We start from the raw sequence: 16,776 nt of genomic DNA on the forward strand, positions 1-16,776 counted from the left end.
GTGACCCGATTTTTACAACTCCTCATAAGAACGCGGTTTTTCTCATGTGTCCCTTGCCTCAAGAGTCTAGTTATACAGCCAAGCTACCACGGGCAGTTTTCTGTGACGAAGTCCCGAGCGAAGGAAACCTCCAATCAGACTGGGGGGGAAATCCAATTTTTGCATTTCCACCAAATAGGGACACATTAGGGGGGACTGCTTATTTTATTGTAGGAAACAAAGGCAATATCCTGATAGATTGTCCTGCTTGGGATCAAATTAATCAAGATTTTTTGCGATCGCATGGAGGCGTGCGTTACCTATTTCTCACTCATCGCGGCGCTATTGGCAAAACAGCAGAAATTCAGCAAGCCTTGAGTTGTGAGGTTCTGATTCAAGAGCAAGAAGCTTACTTATTACCCGGACTAGCCCTAACGACCTTTAGTATAGATTTTACCTTGAATTCAACAGCACAATTGATTTGGACACCTGGTCATTCTCCTGGCTCGTCTTGCCTTTACTACGATGACCAAGGAGGTGTGCTGTTTTCTGGGCGTCATATCCTCCCCAACCAGCAAGGTGAACCTGTACCCCTACGAACAACCAAAACCTTTCACTGGTTGCGACAAATCAACAGTGTCAAGTTACTACTAGAACGCTTCACACCAAAAACACTCCGGTACATTTGCCCCGGAGCAAATACAGGCTTTCTCCGGGGGAAGCGAGTTATAGATAATGCTTATGAGCGCCTCGCCTCTTTTAAAGAGTGAAGAAAGAAGAAACAAGACTGAAGAAAGAAAAATTTTATGCTTTGTTCTTCGTTCTTCGTTCTTCGTTCTTTTCTTACGCTGCTCCCGCCACTACAGAGTTTTTCGCCAAAAGTTCCAAGGCTGCTTGATATTGAACATCTGCTTGGGTACCAATTTGTTCACGGGTAATTGGTTCAGAGGGAATGACTTTATCTGGCTTTATACCTTGTTTATTGATATCGCGGTGGTTGGGGGTTTCATACTTAGCAATGGTGACAGCTAAGCCGGAACCATCCGACAATTCAAATAAGGATTGAATCAAGCCCTTACCAAAAGTGGTTTCTCCTATCAAAACGGCACGACCGTTATCCTGCAATGCACCAGCAAGAATCTCGCTAGCGCTAGCGGTTCCTTGATTGACCAAAACAACCAAGGGGTCACGAGTTATGGCTGAACCAAAAGCTTCAAAGCTCCCCTGAATGCCTTGGCGATTTACAGTGTAAACAATAGTACCAGACTCTAACCACAAGCGGGCAATTTCAATTCCTGCTTGTAACAATCCGCCTGGGTTATTTCGCAAATCGAGAATGTAGGCATCAGCCCCTTTTTTTTCTAGACTGGAAATAGCGTGTGCCAACTCCATTGAAGCGTTGGCATTAAATTGTGTGAGGCGAATGTAACCGATAGATGTTTTTTCAGGGGAAGAGCGTAATTCAGCGACAACTGGGTTAAGCGCAATGCGATCGCGCACCAGTTTAATTTCCAATTCCTCCTCTGTGTCTCGTTGAATGAACAGGGTGACAGCACTACCAATCGGTCCGCGCATCTTGGTTGCGGCTTCGTCTAGGGTAAGTTTTTCTGTAGAGATGCCCTCAATTTTCAAGATGCGATCGCGCGGTCGAATTCCAGCTTTTTCTGCCGGTGAACCCGCTATGGGAGCCACAACCTCCAATTTACCAGTTTCGGCGTTGAGGGCGATTTGCAGCCCCACTCCCGTTAATTCCCCAGAAGTATTGACCTGCAAACTGCGGTACTGTTCTGGATTTAAAAAACGGGTAAAAGGATCGTCAAGGCTCTTGAGCATATTTTGAATCGCAGAATAAGCCGCTTGATGGTCTTGAAATGGCTTTTCTAGAGCTTTTCGCCGCACCGATGCCCAGTTTTGATGATTAAATGTTTCATCTAGATAAGTCCGATTAACAATTCTCCACACTTCTGCTACCAGCTTTTGTTCGTCGCTCAAAGCTAAAGCAGGTTGGCAAAAGCTGCCAAAAAACACCCAAAATGCTAATAACAGTGACAGTCCCGCCCGAAAAACCTTTTTGTGCATGAACCCCATTTTCACTTCCACGTTCAACCCAAATTGCCATTTGCCCAGCTAGCTAGCTTTTTGATGAAATCTATCTCTCGACTATGTTACTTTTTTTATAGAAGTGGTGCATTGCTCTCATCAAGTTGTTCAGTCAACAGATCAAAGCGCATTCCACTTCTAAAGAGATAAAATCTACCTTGTGTCCACATCTCGTGTGTTTGGATGCTAGGAGAGCGCAATAAATACCCTCTTTTCAGAGTGTAAAGTTTTATTTAAACTATGAACACTCTGATTGCTCAAAAGCAAACGAGCAAATTCTTTTTTGCTAAAATCCCAAAACTGCTGATTGGGAACTTTATCAACCGCGAATCGATTTCTAGGAACTTGAGATTGTATGGCTAACGTTTACGACTGGTTTGAGGAGCGCTTGGAGATTCAAGCGCTAGCTGAAGATGTCACCAGCAAGTACGTCCCCCCCCACGTCAACATCTTCTACTGTTTGGGTGGAATTACTTTAACGTGCTTTCTCATCCAGTTTGCCACTGGATTTGCCATGACATTCTACTACAGACCAACGGTTGCCGAAGCGTATACCTCGGTGCAACACATCATGAATGAAGTGAACTTCGGGTGGCTGATTCGCTCGATTCACCGCTGGTCTGCCAGCATGATGGTACTGATGATGATTTTGCACACCTTCCGGGTTTACCTGACAGGTGGTTTCAAAAAGCCCCGCGAACTGACTTGGGTCACAGGTGTCATCTTAGCGGTGATTACCGTTTCCTTTGGCGTGACTGGCTACTCGCTGCCTTGGGATCAAGTTGGCTACTGGGCTGTGAAAATCGTCAGCGGTGTACCAGAAGCTATTCCCGTGGTCGGTACGCTGATAGCTGATTTGTTGCGCGGCGGTTCGAGTGTCGGTCAAGCAACGCTGACTCGCTACTACAGCGCACACACCTTTGTCCTGCCTTGGCTGATTGCCGTCTTCATGCTGTTGCACTTCTTGATGATTCGCAAGCAAGGCATTTCTGGTCCATTGTAATTACAAGTCGTGAGGGAGCGGGGATGAGCTGATAGTTTCAATGCGCGAGTCGTTTGTTTTAAACTTATGAAGAATCAAACAGAAACATAAGAAACAAAAAAACAAACCCTCGCATCTTAAGCTAAAAGCTAATGCTCGCGCTTCTGATGGCTTTAACAAAAGCTTTAAATCAACTTAAGCAGGAGAGCACACTAAAAAATGGCGACACTGAAAAAACCTGATCTGAGCGATCCAAATTTAAGAGCCAAACTGGCGAAAGGCATGGGTCACAACTATTACGGCGAACCAGCTTGGCCGAATGACCTGCTGTACGTGTTCCCTGTTGTGATTATGGGGTCTTTCGCTTGTATCGTGGCTCTATCTGTGTTAGACCCCGCCTTAACCGGGGAACCAGCTAATCCCTTCGCTACGCCGCTGGAAATTTTACCGGAGTGGTACCTCTATCCGGTATTTCAGATTTTGCGTTCAGTTCCTAACAAACTCTTAGGAGTGGTATTAATGGGTTCCGTACCCCTAGGACTGATTCTTGTTCCGTTTATTGAGAACGTGAATAAATTCCAAAACCCCTTCCGCCGCCCAGTAGCGACTACAGTGTTCTTAATTGGCACCTTGGTGACTCTGTGGCTAGGAATTGGTGCTACTTTCCCAATAGATAAGTCCTTCACTTTTGGGCTTTTCTAAATTAGTCCCCACAAAGCGCTTTGACGCCTGTGAGTTTCTCGGCAAGTGCAGATGTGCTTTTCTGGAGAAATCAACAGGCGTCAATTTTAATCATCCAGGTTGCATGTTGGATTTTAATTTTGTATACAGATGTCATTTCAGAATCTTAAGTCTGTAATATACAAAAAGTACAAACTTTCACTTACTTACATTCAAGTCAAGGTCAATGCTAAGCATAGTGCAGCAAGACCATCTGACGGTGAAGAGCGAACTAAAGCTTCTAAACCAGGTGCAACAATGGTTTGAACAATTTTGTCTGCAACACTTGCCTCAACTTGGTTGGTCAGAAAGCCAACTCTATCGCCTCAATTTAGCATTAGCAGAAGGCTTTACCAATGCTGTGCGTCATGCTCATCATGCCTTACCACCGGAAACAACCATAGAAATTGATGTTTCTTTGTGGATTGATCGCTTAGAGGTTAGAATCTGGGATTATGGAAAACCGTTTAATCCCGATGCGATCACAGAGCCAGAACCAGGTACTCTCCAAGTTGGGGGCTATGGATGGTTTCTCCTGCGGCGCTTGGCTGACCATGTTGTCTACGAACGTGGTGCAGATGGAAGAAATTGCCTGCTCATCGTCAAGTATGGTTTACAGGGGTAGCAGTCAGATAAAAGAAAAACAAGCAAGGGCAAATGCAGGGTGTTTAAAGCTTTGGGAAAGCGGGGAGTGTTGGAGGAAAATGCTCCCTGACTTTGCCTGTAAAGTCATGTATTGACTAAATAAATATAAATACGGGTGTTTCTCTGAAAGCTAGCGTACTTTGTCGAAAAATTATTTAATTGTAGGGAAATTTCTTGTAAAATTCAGAAGGTTTGTTTGTATAAAAAAGACATCTCATAGCCTCATACGGAGCAGTTAAGGAGATGTTTGTGACAATAAAATAGCCGTATAAACGCGCCATGAGGCGTCTCTACCTACATAGAGCTCATGCATAAAAACAATCTTATCTGAACCGTATTGTTTTATGTACAACCAATATAGCAATCCTATTTAATTTATGAAAATCACGTATGCTTAGATTCCCAGCTTCTTAAAGAAGCCGGGAATCTTGTTGTTCACATAGCCTACAGCACCCCGTAGGGCATATGATTTAGGATTGCTATATAACAGTCAACACCCCTGCCGTCCATGCTAGGGGCGATCATCGCCTCAAGTCAAACGGATTAGTTGACCCGACTCAGTACCGCCGTGTACTACGTTATTGGCAAGTGTTTAAGTTCCTACCTACGGATGCGCAGCCAGTCTGTAGCTCTAGAAATCAAGGATTAAACAGGTTTAGAGGGTTAAGCCAGTGTCTTTGATATAGTACCGACCAATAACTTTGTCCAGGCTAACTTAACCGCGAAAGCGAGGCTCTTGGGAGCAAAACCGTTATGCGTACAGGTGAGTCCAGTCCTGAAGGCGGGTTTCCCGCCGTAGGGAACTGGCTCTCCCGTTGGGGTGAACGAGTTGAAATGGTAATTGTCCCATTGAAAGTACAACACAAAAGTACACCGATTCAAGTAACCCCAAGGCGGTAATGGTTCACAAAGAATGTGTATTGCCGTCCTAGAAGGACGAGGTTTCAGACCCAGGAGTTTTTGATGAAAATACCAATCATTCAAGTGGGAAAAAACATAGATTTTAGTCAAGTTTTAAAAACAAAAGTTCATCATGTTTTCGTGTTTATACAAGTTTTTGAACGAGAAGGCGGAATTCAATCATATGTAAAGGATATTTTTCGAGCCTATTTAGCATCTAACGAACTTTTCTATGCAGAAGTATTTTTACTCAGGGATAGTCCTAGCTGCTTTAATCCTTTTGAGTCAGAAAGTTTAAAATTTCATTACTTCAAATCCCAGTCTCCCCAAGTGGAACGAGTCAGAATGGGTATGGCGTTACTCTTCCATCTGTTGCGCCAGCGACCACAGCACGTCTTTTGCGGTCATGTGAACCTTGCGCCATTGGTTGGTCTGTTGTGTCAACCTTTGGGAATTCCTTACACAGTCATGACTCATGGGAAAGAGGTTTGGCAACCGTTACCAACTTCCATAAAATCCAGCCTGCAAAAAGCCGCCCAAATTTGGACAGTCAGCCGTTACACTCGTCAAGTCGCCTGTGCTGCTAATGAACTTGACCCGAACAAAATAAAACTATTACCTTGTGCTGTGAATGGTAATGACTTTACTCCAGGAACAAAATCGACTGCGTTGTTAGAGCGGTATGGTTTGACAGGGGCAAAGGTACTGATGACCGTAGCGCGACTGTGGTCAGGTGATATTTATAAAGGTGTCGATGTTACAATTCGGGCATTACCACAAATAGCTGATGTTTTCCCTGAGGTAAAATACTTGGTCATTGGTCGTGGGGATGACCAACCTCGATTAGCCAAGCTGGCTGAAGATTTGGGCGTAGGCGATCGCGTTATATTTGCTGGCTTTGTTCCTACAGAACAATTGGTAGAACATTACCGTCTTGCTGATGCCTACGTCATGCCTTCCCAAGAAGGTTTTGGTATTGTGTACCTAGAGGCAATGGCTTGTGGTGTGCCTGTGCTGTCTGGTGATGCAGATGGATCAGCCGATCCGTTGCAGGATGGTAAACTGGGATGGCGAGTCCCACACCGTGATTCAAATGCTGTGGCGGCTGCTTGTGTAGAAATACTCAAAGGAGATGACCGACGTTGTGATGGACAATGGCTGCGAGAACAGGCGATCGCCCTATTTGGTATCGATGCTTTCCAGAAGCGGTTGAAAGAACAGCTTTTGTCCTTAGTCAACAATCCATAGTCAAAATTCGATTGAGTATTAACAATTGATTATTGACTTGTTGGTAAAATCGCTATCCTAGAGGGAGAGCAGGACGACATTTAAAAAATGAGCCTTAAAACGTTTCAGTTTAATTTGTCTAATTTACGCCCTTGGCTCACCTTGCTAGCAATTATATGGTTGCTTGGGTCATTAGGCTTGGGTTGGTTGGTTAACTCCTTGGTGATTATTGTTGGGCTATTGTTGTTGACACCTATTCTCGTGTATTTTGGGTTTCGCTGGTGGCTGCAATACAACTTGGCGAGTGACCAGTGTCCCGTTTGTCGATATGAATTTACAGGTTTAAATAACACTCAATTGCAATGTCCTAACTGTGGCGAGCAGTTATTGGTACAACAGGGACATTTTCAGCGCTTTACACCAGAAGGGACAATAGATGTGACAGCAGTCGAAGTGTCTAGCAAAGTACTTGATGATTAGTCATCACTCATGAGTCAAAAACTTGACTTTGTAAACTGAATTCTCAAGCTTTAGGGTGCGTTAACGCTCCCTTATCATTTTTATCAGTCATTAAGCTTCTTGCAAAAGTCAAGAGTTATGAAAATGAAACCATAGATACATACAAATAAATTATCTGTCCCTACCCTCCGGGAAGCCGCCCTGCGGGCGTCTACGCTTCGCTCGAGGGCAAGGTTAATCTGTGTGCATCTGTGGTTCTAATTCTCTTACTCAAATTTACTGCTATTGAGTTGCATATAACTTAACAACCAGTTTGCAGCTGTTGCCCTCCGCGTTTGCCGAGGTCCAAACTCACCAATTTTGTAACCTTTGAAACCCAGTTTTTCTTTCAAGAGTTGTTTGTTCTCTGGAGGAATCGAACGAGTCAACTTAACTGTTGCAGGGCGAGAGTCGATAAAATCCGGTGGTTCTGAGTACTCATCCCGCCATTCTGGTGCGACTTCCTGAGTATCCCACTGTTCGGTTGAGGAGTTGTAGCGATACCCCAAGCAGTGCCATACCAATTGGTTGACTGTAGCATCATCAATTTCCTCATTGAGAATTGCCCAAATAGTTTCTGTCTTGAGTGGTGGCAAGTTTGACATAAACAAATTAGTTGGAATTAAGAATTCTCTGGTGCATAATAAACAGGGTAGGCTGGAAATAGTAAAGACTTGACCAGTTAATGCAGAATACCACACCGCACTCCAAGCAAGTCCGCGCTCATGTCATCATTTCTGGGAGAGTTCAAGGGGTAGGCTATCGCTACGCCACTGTGGATACAGCGACCCAACTGGGATTAACAGGTTGGGTGCGCAACCTCCCTGATGATCGAGTGGAAGCAGTATTTGAAGGTAAGCAAGGGGTTGTAGAACAGATGATTCGCTGGTGTTACCAAGGACCTCCCGCCGCAATGGTTAAAGATGTATTCGTAGAATACGAGGAACCGGAAGGATTACAGGGATTTCAAGTCAGGCGTTTTGAGTAGGTAAGGATTTATGCTAACTTGGTTTACCCGTCCAAAGGTAAAGACCCATCTTGCAGTACTCCTGAAATCCGATCTGGGTGTACACGTTCACTCCCATTTGTGAAGCTTGCAGTGTTCCCACACAGTATTTTAGGGTACGGGCTTTCCGTAGGGCAGCCAGCACCAGTGCTGTTGCAAACCCCTGTCGTCGTGCTTCCGGGAGTGTGGCGACATAGTAGATACCAGCCACCCCTGCATCAAAATATAAAGCTGACGTTGCCACTGGCAAACCTTTCCACCAGCCAAGAAAACGTATATACTGCTGCTTGGTATCAATTCCCAGGCTGAGTTCTAACTCAAATAGATCGTCAAATATTTCATCGGGAATCTCAAAACCGACCATTGCTATCCGCACCCAATGCTTGAGGCTTTCGATATCGTTAACCAAGGTGATCTCCAGATTTGCTGGCAAAGACTCCTCTTGTGGTAAAGCCGATAAATCAATTGCCATAACAGGCAATTCACCCTTAGAAATCAATCCATGGGCTTCCAAGTGAGTTCCCAGGTCGGGCGGTTGGGTACCAGGTCCAGTCCACCAAAACATCGGTATCTGCCGTGCGGTGTAGTAATTGACAGTTTCCGTAATGATTGTATCCATTGACTCAGAGTTGAGTTGAGCACGGAAAACTCCGTTGAAAAACGGAAAGGAAATGCCAGTGGTAAACCGGATCAGGTCAGGTCCTTCATAGAGTTCTCGATGTGGCGCACGACCAAAGTTCATCCAGAATGCGAACATATTGGTTTCGAGTGCTGTCACTAAGTTGGGTGTCGATACGTGCAAAACCTGATTCATCTCTAGCGCAACTCAATTGAATGAAGTAATTATTTATCTGTGTCCATCTGTGTCCATCTGTGGTTCATTATTTCTTTGGTGTACCTTACTCCGGGTTCTTACCGCTATATTTACTCAATTACCAACACGGCTGACCCTTCAATTTTGCCACAACGAATTGCCTCCAAAGCCTCATTTGCTTGACTTAGTGGAAAGAGATTTACCTCTGTACGAATAGGAACTTTCGGTGCTAATGCGAGAAACTCTTCTCCATCTTGACGCGTGAGATTTGCAACAGACCGCAACACCCTTTCTTCCCAAAGAATTTCATAGGGAAAAGATGGAATATCGCTCATGTGGATACCAGCACAAACTACAATACCGCCTTTAGCAACCGCACGCAAAGCAGCTGGCACGAGTTTCCCTATGGGAGCAAAAATAATTGCTGCATCCAAGGGTTCTGGGGGTAATGCATCTGAGTCACCAGCCCAAGTTGCCCCCAATTGACGGGCAAACTCTTGTCCTTGAGTATCACCAGAACGGGTAAAAGCAAAAATTTGACGCTCTTGATAACGAGCGAGTTGAATTAAAATATGTGCCGCTGAACCAAAACCATAAAAACCTATTTTTTCAGCATCGCCAGTCATTCTGTAAGCACGATAGCCAATTAATCCCCCACATAACAGTGGTGCTGCTTGTAAGTCAGGATAGTCGCTAGAAATGGAAAAGCAAAAACTTTCGTCAGCAACAGTGTACTCTGCATAGCCGCCATCAAGGTTGTAGCCTGTGAACTGGGCATAGTCACAAAGGTTTTCACGCCCAGAAAGACAGTAGCGACAGTGAGCGCAACTATGACCTAGCCAAGGAACACCGACGCGATCGCCTACCTGAAATTTTTCCACACGTTCCCCAATCGCCTCCACCGTACCCACAATTTGATGCCCAGGTATCAGAGGGAGTTTTGGCTGCGTCAATTCCCCATCCACAATGTGCAAATCTGTACGACAAACAGCACAAGCATGAATGTGAATTAATACTTGTTGTGGATTAGGTTTTGGCACTGGCAAGTCAGCTAACCGCAGGGGTTGACGCGGTGTCTCCAAAATCATCGCACGCATAAGCCATCTAATCATTCATTTCTTTCAATGTAGCCAAAGCTGAAGGAGACAACCGACTGAGATAGCGGAATATCCAGTATTTAGAAATCGTATCTAAAATCACAGGGAAAGTGGCAATAAAAAGAGATATCACACTTTGATTTGCTGCAAGCCCCAAATGTTCTGCGAATCCTTCAAGAATCACCTCCCAACCATGTGGTGAGTGGAATCCGACAAATATATCTGTGAAGAGAATAATTATGAAAGCCTTGGCACTGTCGCTGAGACCATAGATAACATCATCTATAAAAGATTTTACAATCGCAATTTCTCTTTTGCTTGTAACAATGACTAATGCAAAAGCTATAAGTGACATCACATCAGCAAAAACATTGCTAATAGCTTCATTACTTTTCTCTTGAAATTCCTCAGCGATTTGACGAACTTTATTTTTCACTTTTTCTTCTATTACTTCAGCAGAAATTGGCGGGGCTTGGCGAATTAAGCTCTCAAATTTTAGTTTTTTTTCAAAAGTTTTTAATTCGCTAAGAGCTTCTTCCTCCATTTCATTATTAAGGAAAAGTTGAGTTAAATTTTCACCTCTAATCCGCTCTACTATTGGATTAATTAAAAAATCCTTAGATAAATGCTGAGTTAAAAGAGGTACAATAACTAGCATTGCCAAAAATCTTATAGCAGTTCTTGTTCTCTTTCTAGAAATTTGAAAATTTCTTACAAAATTTTCTTCTGCTTGTGGAGAAAAATCCCCCTTAATTTTATTAAGTGTTCTGCCAATGGATCTCGGAAATGCACCTGTTTTTTGAAAAACAGGGTCAACTTTCATATTGTTGATACGAGAAGAATCTGAGTGGTTATTAACTGCATTATCATTTATTTGTAATGGTTGAGAAACTGGTATTATCTCGACGTCACTATTTTTTTCTTGTGGAATATATTGTGTAATATACTTAGAGCTTACCTCATCGATAAACTTTAATTTTTCCAAAAAAACGGGATTTGATATATTTAGAAGAGAATAGCTGAATCTAAATTCTGCCAAGTTTACTTTGATAATAGTTAAATTTTTTTGAAGGGATACCTGCCAATAAGCCATTACACTTTCACTATAATTGGCTGACTCAGGAGATATTATTTTACCACTAAACTGTTCTATTTCAATATTTTTAATTATCTGAGCCGCCTGGTAAGCTTTTGAGAGCGCTCTTTCTGGCGTCTTGAATAACCATTGCTGAGTACGTTGTAAGTATTCTTTAATTTTTTGGCGGAGAAACCCTGTATTTTTATTGAAGAATGAAGCTTTCATGGTAAATATTGCTCAACTATGTATTTTGCTGTTGTTTTGGTATTGAAAAATTGATAATGGCTAATAAGTAATAATCTTTCTTTATTACTCATTAGCCATTGTTAATTCATAACTTATTAAATAGATAGCTTATTCTGAGTGTACACCTATAAGAGAATTTGGTACAGGCAATGGACGATTTTGTAAAAGTTTAAATTGTCTGGTGCTAGCATCATATGTAAAGACTTCTCCACTCTCAATTTCGTAAATCCAGGCATGAAGAGTGAGTTGACCGCTGTGAAGTCTAGAGCGAATCACTGGGTAAGTTTCCAGGTTTTCTATCTGTGTCAGGACGTTCTGTTCAATTGCAATCTTTAATAGTTTATCACTAGGATAATCCTTGTAGTTGTCTAGGACAAGACGACGGGTAGGTTCGCCATAGTGCCTTAACCAATCGTATACCAAGGGCATCTGGTGAGCAAGATTACCTATTTGCAAGAGTCCTTTCATAGCTCCGCAGTGGGAATGACCGCAGACAACAACATCCTTAATATCCAAAGCTTGAACAGCATATTCTATACCAGCACCTTCACCACCATTGGGCGTTCCATAGGGTGGGATAATATTACCAATGTTACGAATAACAAATAACTCTCCTGGCTGGGTTTGGGTTATTAAATTAGGGTCAATGCGAGAGTCAGAGCAAGTGATAAGTAAAACATCAGGAGTTTGACCGTGAGATAAATGCTCGAAGAACTCTCGATGTGTAATGAAATAGTTGTCATGAAACTCATGAAAACCTGCAATTAGGCGTTTTATTGGCACAATTCGATTCCTCTCTTAAAACTAAATCTTTCTTTTTAAACTTCATATTGTTTAGCGAATTTTCCGAAAAAAAATCTCTTTTTTTTTGTAAATAGTAGAGACTCTCTTGAAAAAGATAGTCTCTTATCAGCTGATTTAATGAGCAATCCACTTAGTATCAGAAATAATACATATGCCTCCAATTTTTTTGAGGATAGGTCTAATTGCTTCCACTAATTGATGTTCTTGTTGTTACGTAGAAACACTCATCGCATAACCATTTGTATGTGTAGGTGTTTCTAAATCATCAATGACTTTGCCTCTATCACCTTTGCCTGTAACATCTTTGATGATGGTATAGCCAGACACACCTACTTTTTTAAAATGTCTCAAACTAGCTGTAGTTCTAGAGAATTGGTAATGATTTCTAACTTCTTGACTGCTTCCACTCTGCTACACTCCCATAATTTTAATAATGTTCATATACAATGGAATTCCTATAATAATATTGAAGGGGAATGTGAGTGCCAGAGCCATAGAAACATACAAACTGGGATTTGCTTCCGGAACTGTCATCCTCATAGCTGCAGGAACTGCGATGTAAGAAGCACTCGCACAAAGAACGGCAAACAAAAGGGCATTACCTTGTGGTATACCGATGAGTTTGGCAATAATTATTCCCAAAATTGCATTGGCAACAGGCATAAATACAGAGAAAGCAATTAAAAAAGAACCAGCTTTCCTTAAATCTTTGATTTTTCTAGCGGCTACCATTCCCATATCTAGTAGAAAGAATGCTAGAACTCCGTAGAATATCTCTTGAGTGAATGGTTGTAGCTTTTCCCATCCTTTATGCCCTGTCAGTAGGCCGATCATCACACTACCAACTAAGAGAAACACAGAACCATTGAGAAAAGCTTCTCGCAAAACTTCATTCCAAGAAAATTCACCATTCTCTTTCTTATGACCGAATACTCTTACTAAAACAATCCCCACAATAATTGCTGGAGATTCCATCAACGCCAAAGCCGCTACCATGTATCCATCAGAGCTAACGTTAAGTATTTTGAGAAAAGACTGAGCAGTAATAAAAGTGACAGCGCTGATAGATCCGTAAGTTGCAGCAATAGCCGCAGCATTATATGCATCAAGTTTTATTTTTAGAACAAAAAATGAGTACACAGGGACGACACAAGCCATGAATATAGCTGCTATCAGTGTTAGTGCTACTTGTGGATTAATTCCGCTCTCCTCAAGTTCATATCCTCCCTTAAACCCGATAGCAAGCAGCAAGTAAAGAGAAAACAGTTTTGGCAAAGGCTGGGGAATTTCCAAATCCGATTTGAGAAAAATTGCCAGCATTCCCAAAAAGAAAAACAACACTGGCGGATTCAATATGTTCGATAAGATAAGGCTTGAATTCATGTCTACTAACCCTGATATTTGCCAAGAAAATCGGCAATGATAATCGATATCAGAAAATTTACTGAAGTAATTGTTACTAATTGTGAACTCTCTCAGTAAATATATTTGAAGGTTGTGGAGATAGTATGAAAATTGTGTGTCGATGTTGTGACATGACTTTGATCAAGGCAACGTACTAATCTACGATCCGTTATGGAGCAAGCTCAAATCAATTTTATAAATTGTTAAAAATTGTCATAAGATTTTGACAATTTTGAGTCCATACGTATGAATTATCGCTTATAGGCAAACTTGGTGACCCTGGGAAGCTAAAACCGCAATCTGTAAATAAATAAAACGGTTGAACAATTTTAGCCTGTAAAAGCCCTCTCTCCCCCTCAGGTAGCCCAATTTTTACACAGTGACTCTGCTTGTTCCAGCACTGTCACTGTCGCCTTTTCCTGCTTTTCTGGCGAATAACCGTATTTCCGCAATAAGCGCTTGACTAAGCGTCGCAGGTTCGCTTTCACACTTTCTTTTTGCGTCCAGTCTATGGTAAGGTTGCGGCGGACTGTTTCCACGAGTTCACAGGCGATCGCCTCTGGCTAATAGCTGCGTTATCGCCCTTAGTATTTCGTTATCTTAAACCATAACCGAAGTATCACTTACATTAAGAGTATAGTCAAACACTAGCTTATTCTCACTTGCTCTTAAAAAATCATGTAAGAATAAATACTAAAAACTTAAGGTGAAAGCGGTAGTTTGCAATGCTTTGAGAGATTGCCTTGTTCCCAGTCAGAGGCTAGCAATACCATTGGGAAGCTCTTTTTCCCTTACTTGTGGCAGAGTCGCTTATATCGCATTTCCAAGGAGAACCTGGAAACGAGCTTTTAATGGCTTCTAGCCCGTCGTATAAACTGGGGGGATCAGATGCCCACCTCACTCTCATTGGATAATTTATTTGTTGGAATACCCTTATGAATTGTTATGACAGGTTTGCAGTTGCGATCGCCATCCAACTACAAACACAATGACTCATCTTGTGGCTACCTAAGTGTGTTCTGCAAAGTTTGGATAACACTGTACATTTGAACTGGATCGAGGACTCGCAGCAAGCTGCTTTGAGTCACAATGCCTAATCCTGTTCCTCCATCCCAAGACACCACTAATCTTCGCGGATGTTGCTGTTGCATCTGGGCAAGAGCAGTCCATAGAGAATCCTCAGGACTTAGCACAAATAGTGATTGACTCATTATTGTCTGCGCTAGAACTTCAGATAAATTTACTTGCATTGCCTGAAATTGCACAATGTCTTGTTCAGTGACAATTCCCACAGGAATATGAACAAATTGTCTCAAATCTGACTGTAGTTGTTCCTCAGTAATCACGACGCAGCTAATCCGAAACTCTGCCATTACTTGAGCTAAACTCAATACCGAAGCAGTCATTGGGGCACGAATCACTTGGGTTGTCATGACATCTGCCACACGCATGAATTTCAGGAGATGAATCGGGCGTAAAATGCTACGAATACTCTCGTGAGAAACGACACCAATAACTTCGTTTTTTTCTCCTACTATAGGTAGATGACGAATGCGATACCGCCGGAATAAGAACAAAGCAGCAAAAACATCTTTAAAAGCAGCTTGCTGTAGGGTAATCACTGGTTGCGTCATGACTTCAGCTATTGTCACCTTTCCAAAGTCGATGCCATCTGCCGTTAGCCGTACAATATCCCGTTCTGTAAAAATTCCCAGTAACTCTGTTTTGTCCATTACTAAGACACAGCTAGAGTCTGTCTGTTGTACGGTCATTGCATCTAATGGTGCAACACTTGATAATGAGCAACTTTGAATTCGCTTTTGATTCATTACAGCAATGACATCTACCAGCAATGTCTTTGGTGCAACAGTCAGTGGATTATAGTCTATTGCCGCCTCTATTGCTGGTTCACCCAGCAGGTCATCAAGTTGCATGGCTGATTTGTCTAGGGAACACTGTTTTATAATGTACCAAGACTGATACAATCCCTTACCTGTTCCAATCTCTTGTCAACTTTGTTACTTTTCGTTACATTTGGTTGTGATTTAAAATTTAGGAGCAATTGAGGCAGGTATCTATTTTGATAGATCACAGGTGGTATGATTCCTGTTGCATATGTAAATAAAAAAGTGTAGAGATGCGTTTCAATCAGCGTCACTGAAACAATAAGAGTGATAAAAACTAAACTCGCAAGCAATCTCCAATATATGCTACAAGTGTGCATCGAAGCTCCTGTTACAGTACGCTGCGTGTCTCTAAGCCGAAAATCATTGTTCTTTTATGCCTAATACCACCTGGACTCGTCACCATATTCTTTCCCTCGCTGACTTCACCACAGTTGAGTACGATACTGTTTTGCAAACTGCTGCTAGTTTTCAAGAAGTCCTATCACGGCGAACGAAGAAAGTACCAACCTTACAGGGACAGGTAGTGGCGAATTTATTTTTTGAACCATCCACCCGCACTCGTAGCAGTTTTGAACTCGCTGCTAAGCGGCTTTCGGCAGATACGCTGAACTTCGCTTCCGGAACGTCTTCGATGACAAAAGGAGAGACTATTCTCGACACGGCGAAGACTTACTTGGCAATGGGAACTGATATCATGGTAATCCGCCATCGAGAAGCTGGAGTCCCAAATGCGATCGCCCAAGAAATGGATCGGCTTGGTGTACACGTCAGTGTCCTCAATGCTGGTGATGGTCAACACGAGCATCCTTCCCAAGCCCTGCTAGACTTATTTACTATCTGTACTCTCCTTGATCCCGACAATCCCCGTGTCGAACTTTTAAAAGACAAAAAGATTGCGATCGTTGGGGATATTCTACATTCGCGGGTAGCGCGATCAAATATTTGGAGTTTTACAGCCTGTGGGGCTGATGTGCATTTAGCCGCACCACCCACCCTCTTACCTAAATTATTTGCAGATTACGGCGAAGATAGACCAGGCAAAGTGTTTCTCCATTGGGAGTTAGAACCAGCTTTGCAAGAAGCTGATTTTGTCATGACTTTGCGCTTGCAAAAGGAACGAATGACTGCTCATTTATTGCCTTCTTTGCGAGAATACCATCAGATGTTTGGTATTACACGCTCAAAGTTGCAACTGTGCAAGCCAAACGTCAAAGTTTTGCACCCTGGTCCTGTTAACCGTGGTGTCGAAATTAGCTCGGAATTGATGGATGACCCAGAATTTAGCCTTATTCAAGCTCAAGTGACCAGTGGTGTTGCTGTTCGTATGGCGCTGCTGTATTTGATAGGAAGTGGTAAGTCCTAGTAGGAG

General features: G+C 42.6%; 18 protein-coding genes. 9 read left to right on the plus strand and 9 right to left on the minus strand.

The features are described 5' to 3' along the window. Positions 1-44 precede the first annotated feature (44 nt). Positions 45-749 (plus strand): MBL fold metallo-hydrolase, encoded by a 705-nt coding sequence (locus ACM0OZ_RS14735; RefSeq protein WP_414583568.1) that lies wholly within the window; start codon positions 45-47, stop codon positions 747-749. 73 nt (positions 750-822) lie between these two features. On the opposite strand, the gene ctpA is transcribed toward ACM0OZ_RS14735, so the two are convergent. Continuing rightward, positions 823-2,067, minus strand: coding sequence for a carboxyl-terminal processing protease CtpA (gene ctpA, locus ACM0OZ_RS14740; protein ID WP_414583569.1), 1,245 nt, complete (start codon positions 2,065-2,067; stop codon positions 823-825). Between the two features lie 367 nt (positions 2,068-2,434). Here ctpA and petB point away from each other — a divergent pair, with 367 nt between their 5' ends. The 6 genes from petB (at position 2,435) to ACM0OZ_RS14770 (ending at position 7,033) form a co-directional block, all read left to right on the plus strand. Beyond that, entirely contained in the window at positions 2,435-3,082 is a 648-nt protein-coding gene (gene petB, locus ACM0OZ_RS14745; RefSeq protein WP_041034082.1) for a cytochrome b6, read from the plus strand. 198 nt (positions 3,083-3,280) lie between these two features. Beyond that, positions 3,281-3,763: a cytochrome b6-f complex subunit IV gene (gene petD / locus ACM0OZ_RS14750; RefSeq protein WP_414583570.1), complete on the plus strand. Its 483-nt coding sequence runs from the start codon at positions 3,281-3,283 to the stop codon at positions 3,761-3,763. Between the two features lie 205 nt (positions 3,764-3,968). Beyond that, complete coding sequence (locus ACM0OZ_RS14755) at positions 3,969-4,406, plus strand: ATP-binding protein (protein ID WP_096565094.1); 438 nt, start codon at positions 3,969-3,971, stop codon at positions 4,404-4,406. A gap of 773 nt (positions 4,407-5,179) precedes the next feature. After that, complete coding sequence (locus tag ACM0OZ_RS14760) at positions 5,180-5,326, plus strand: hypothetical protein (RefSeq protein ID WP_414583571.1); 147 nt, start codon at positions 5,180-5,182, stop codon at positions 5,324-5,326. Positions 5,327-5,389: 63 nt separating this feature from the next. Continuing rightward, positions 5,390-6,574: a glycosyltransferase gene (locus tag ACM0OZ_RS14765; protein WP_414583572.1), complete on the plus strand. Its 1,185-nt coding sequence runs from the start codon at positions 5,390-5,392 to the stop codon at positions 6,572-6,574. Between the two features lie 87 nt (positions 6,575-6,661). Continuing rightward, positions 6,662-7,033, plus strand: a complete 372-nt coding sequence (locus tag ACM0OZ_RS14770) for a hypothetical protein (protein WP_414583573.1) — start codon at positions 6,662-6,664, stop codon at positions 7,031-7,033. Positions 7,034-7,278: 245 nt separating this feature from the next. Here the strand turns inward: ACM0OZ_RS14770 and ACM0OZ_RS14775 are convergent, their stop codons facing one another. Further along, complete coding sequence (locus tag ACM0OZ_RS14775) at positions 7,279-7,656, minus strand: DUF1823 family protein (RefSeq protein ID WP_096565100.1); 378 nt, start codon at positions 7,654-7,656, stop codon at positions 7,279-7,281. 80 nt (positions 7,657-7,736) lie between these two features. Here ACM0OZ_RS14775 and ACM0OZ_RS14780 point away from each other — a divergent pair, with 80 nt between their 5' ends. Then, the gene (locus ACM0OZ_RS14780; protein WP_332991537.1) at positions 7,737-8,039 is read left to right on the plus strand and encodes an acylphosphatase; all 303 of its coding nucleotides are present in this window, start codon (positions 7,737-7,739) and stop codon (positions 8,037-8,039) included. 13 nt (positions 8,040-8,052) lie between these two features. Here the strand turns inward: ACM0OZ_RS14780 and ACM0OZ_RS14785 are convergent, their stop codons facing one another. The 7 genes from ACM0OZ_RS14785 to ACM0OZ_RS14815 all read right to left on the minus strand — a co-directional run bounded on the left by ACM0OZ_RS14785 (position 8,053) and on the right by ACM0OZ_RS14815 (position 15,434). Next, positions 8,053-8,871, minus strand: coding sequence for a GNAT family N-acetyltransferase (locus ACM0OZ_RS14785; protein ID WP_414583575.1), 819 nt, complete (start codon positions 8,869-8,871; stop codon positions 8,053-8,055). 110 nt (positions 8,872-8,981) lie between these two features. Beyond that, positions 8,982-9,968, minus strand: a complete 987-nt coding sequence (locus ACM0OZ_RS14790) for a zinc-dependent alcohol dehydrogenase family protein (protein ID WP_414583651.1) — start codon at positions 9,966-9,968, stop codon at positions 8,982-8,984. 7 nt (positions 9,969-9,975) lie between these two features. Continuing rightward, a complete protein-coding gene (locus ACM0OZ_RS14795) occupies positions 9,976-11,271 on the minus strand; it encodes a proton extrusion protein PcxA (protein WP_414583576.1) in 1,296 nt (431 codons plus the stop codon). A gap of 129 nt (positions 11,272-11,400) precedes the next feature. Beyond that, complete coding sequence (locus ACM0OZ_RS14800; protein ID WP_414583577.1) at positions 11,401-12,075, minus strand: carbonic anhydrase; 675 nt, start codon at positions 12,073-12,075, stop codon at positions 11,401-11,403. A 432-nt stretch (positions 12,076-12,507) separates the two neighbouring features. After that, positions 12,508-13,479: a sodium-dependent bicarbonate transport family permease gene (locus tag ACM0OZ_RS14805; protein WP_414583578.1), complete on the minus strand. Its 972-nt coding sequence runs from the start codon at positions 13,477-13,479 to the stop codon at positions 12,508-12,510. 377 nt (positions 13,480-13,856) lie between these two features. After that, positions 13,857-14,054 carry a type I restriction enzyme endonuclease domain-containing protein gene (locus tag ACM0OZ_RS14810; RefSeq protein ID WP_414583652.1) on the minus strand — a complete coding sequence of 66 codons (198 nt, stop codon included), beginning with the start codon at positions 14,052-14,054 and terminating at the stop codon, positions 13,857-13,859. A 450-nt stretch (positions 14,055-14,504) separates the two neighbouring features. Next, entirely contained in the window at positions 14,505-15,434 is a 930-nt protein-coding gene (locus ACM0OZ_RS14815) for a CBS domain-containing protein (RefSeq protein WP_414583579.1), read from the minus strand. Between the two features lie 346 nt (positions 15,435-15,780). Here ACM0OZ_RS14815 and ACM0OZ_RS14820 point away from each other — a divergent pair, with 346 nt between their 5' ends. Further along, positions 15,781-16,770 carry an aspartate carbamoyltransferase catalytic subunit gene (locus ACM0OZ_RS14820; protein ID WP_414583580.1) on the plus strand — a complete coding sequence of 330 codons (990 nt, stop codon included), beginning with the start codon at positions 15,781-15,783 and terminating at the stop codon, positions 16,768-16,770. Positions 16,771-16,776 lie beyond the last annotated feature (6 nt).

It is taken from the genome of Scytonema sp. PCC 10023 (assembly GCF_963920835.1).
Taxonomy (GTDB): domain Bacteria; phylum Cyanobacteriota; class Cyanobacteriia; order Cyanobacteriales; family Nostocaceae; genus Kalymmatonema.

Excerpts from the sequence above, each read along its gene's own strand:
- ACM0OZ_RS14785 (WP_414583575.1), bottom strand. The coding sequence starts at position 8,871 with ATGAATCAGGTTTTGCACGTATCGACACCCAACTTAGTGACAGCACTC.
- ACM0OZ_RS14780 (WP_332991537.1), top strand. The coding sequence starts at position 7,737 with ATGCAGAATACCACACCGCACTCCAAGCAAGTCCGCGCTCATGTCATC.
- ACM0OZ_RS14795 (WP_414583576.1), bottom strand. The coding sequence starts at position 11,271 with ATGAAAGCTTCATTCTTCAATAAAAATACAGGGTTTCTCCGCCAAAAA.
- ACM0OZ_RS14755 (WP_096565094.1), top strand. The coding sequence starts at position 3,969 with ATGCTAAGCATAGTGCAGCAAGACCATCTGACGGTGAAGAGCGAACTA.
- petB (WP_041034082.1), top strand. The coding sequence starts at position 2,435 with ATGGCTAACGTTTACGACTGGTTTGAGGAGCGCTTGGAGATTCAAGCG.
- petD (WP_414583570.1), top strand. The coding sequence starts at position 3,281 with ATGGCGACACTGAAAAAACCTGATCTGAGCGATCCAAATTTAAGAGCC.
- ACM0OZ_RS14765 (WP_414583572.1), top strand. The coding sequence starts at position 5,390 with ATGAAAATACCAATCATTCAAGTGGGAAAAAACATAGATTTTAGTCAA.
- ACM0OZ_RS14805 (WP_414583578.1), bottom strand. The coding sequence starts at position 13,479 with ATGAATTCAAGCCTTATCTTATCGAACATATTGAATCCGCCAGTGTTG.
- ACM0OZ_RS14775 (WP_096565100.1), bottom strand. The coding sequence starts at position 7,656 with ATGTCAAACTTGCCACCACTCAAGACAGAAACTATTTGGGCAATTCTC.
- ACM0OZ_RS14770 (WP_414583573.1), top strand. The coding sequence starts at position 6,662 with ATGAGCCTTAAAACGTTTCAGTTTAATTTGTCTAATTTACGCCCTTGG.
- ACM0OZ_RS14790 (WP_414583651.1), bottom strand. The coding sequence starts at position 9,968 with ATGCGTGCGATGATTTTGGAGACACCGCGTCAACCCCTGCGGTTAGCT.
- ACM0OZ_RS14735 (WP_414583568.1), top strand. The coding sequence starts at position 45 with ATGTGTCCCTTGCCTCAAGAGTCTAGTTATACAGCCAAGCTACCACGG.
- ACM0OZ_RS14820 (WP_414583580.1), top strand. The coding sequence starts at position 15,781 with ATGCCTAATACCACCTGGACTCGTCACCATATTCTTTCCCTCGCTGAC.
- ACM0OZ_RS14760 (WP_414583571.1), top strand. The coding sequence starts at position 5,180 with ATGCGTACAGGTGAGTCCAGTCCTGAAGGCGGGTTTCCCGCCGTAGGG.
- ctpA (WP_414583569.1), bottom strand. The coding sequence starts at position 2,067 with ATGGGGTTCATGCACAAAAAGGTTTTTCGGGCGGGACTGTCACTGTTA.
- ACM0OZ_RS14815 (WP_414583579.1), bottom strand. The coding sequence starts at position 15,434 with ATGCAACTTGATGACCTGCTGGGTGAACCAGCAATAGAGGCGGCAATA.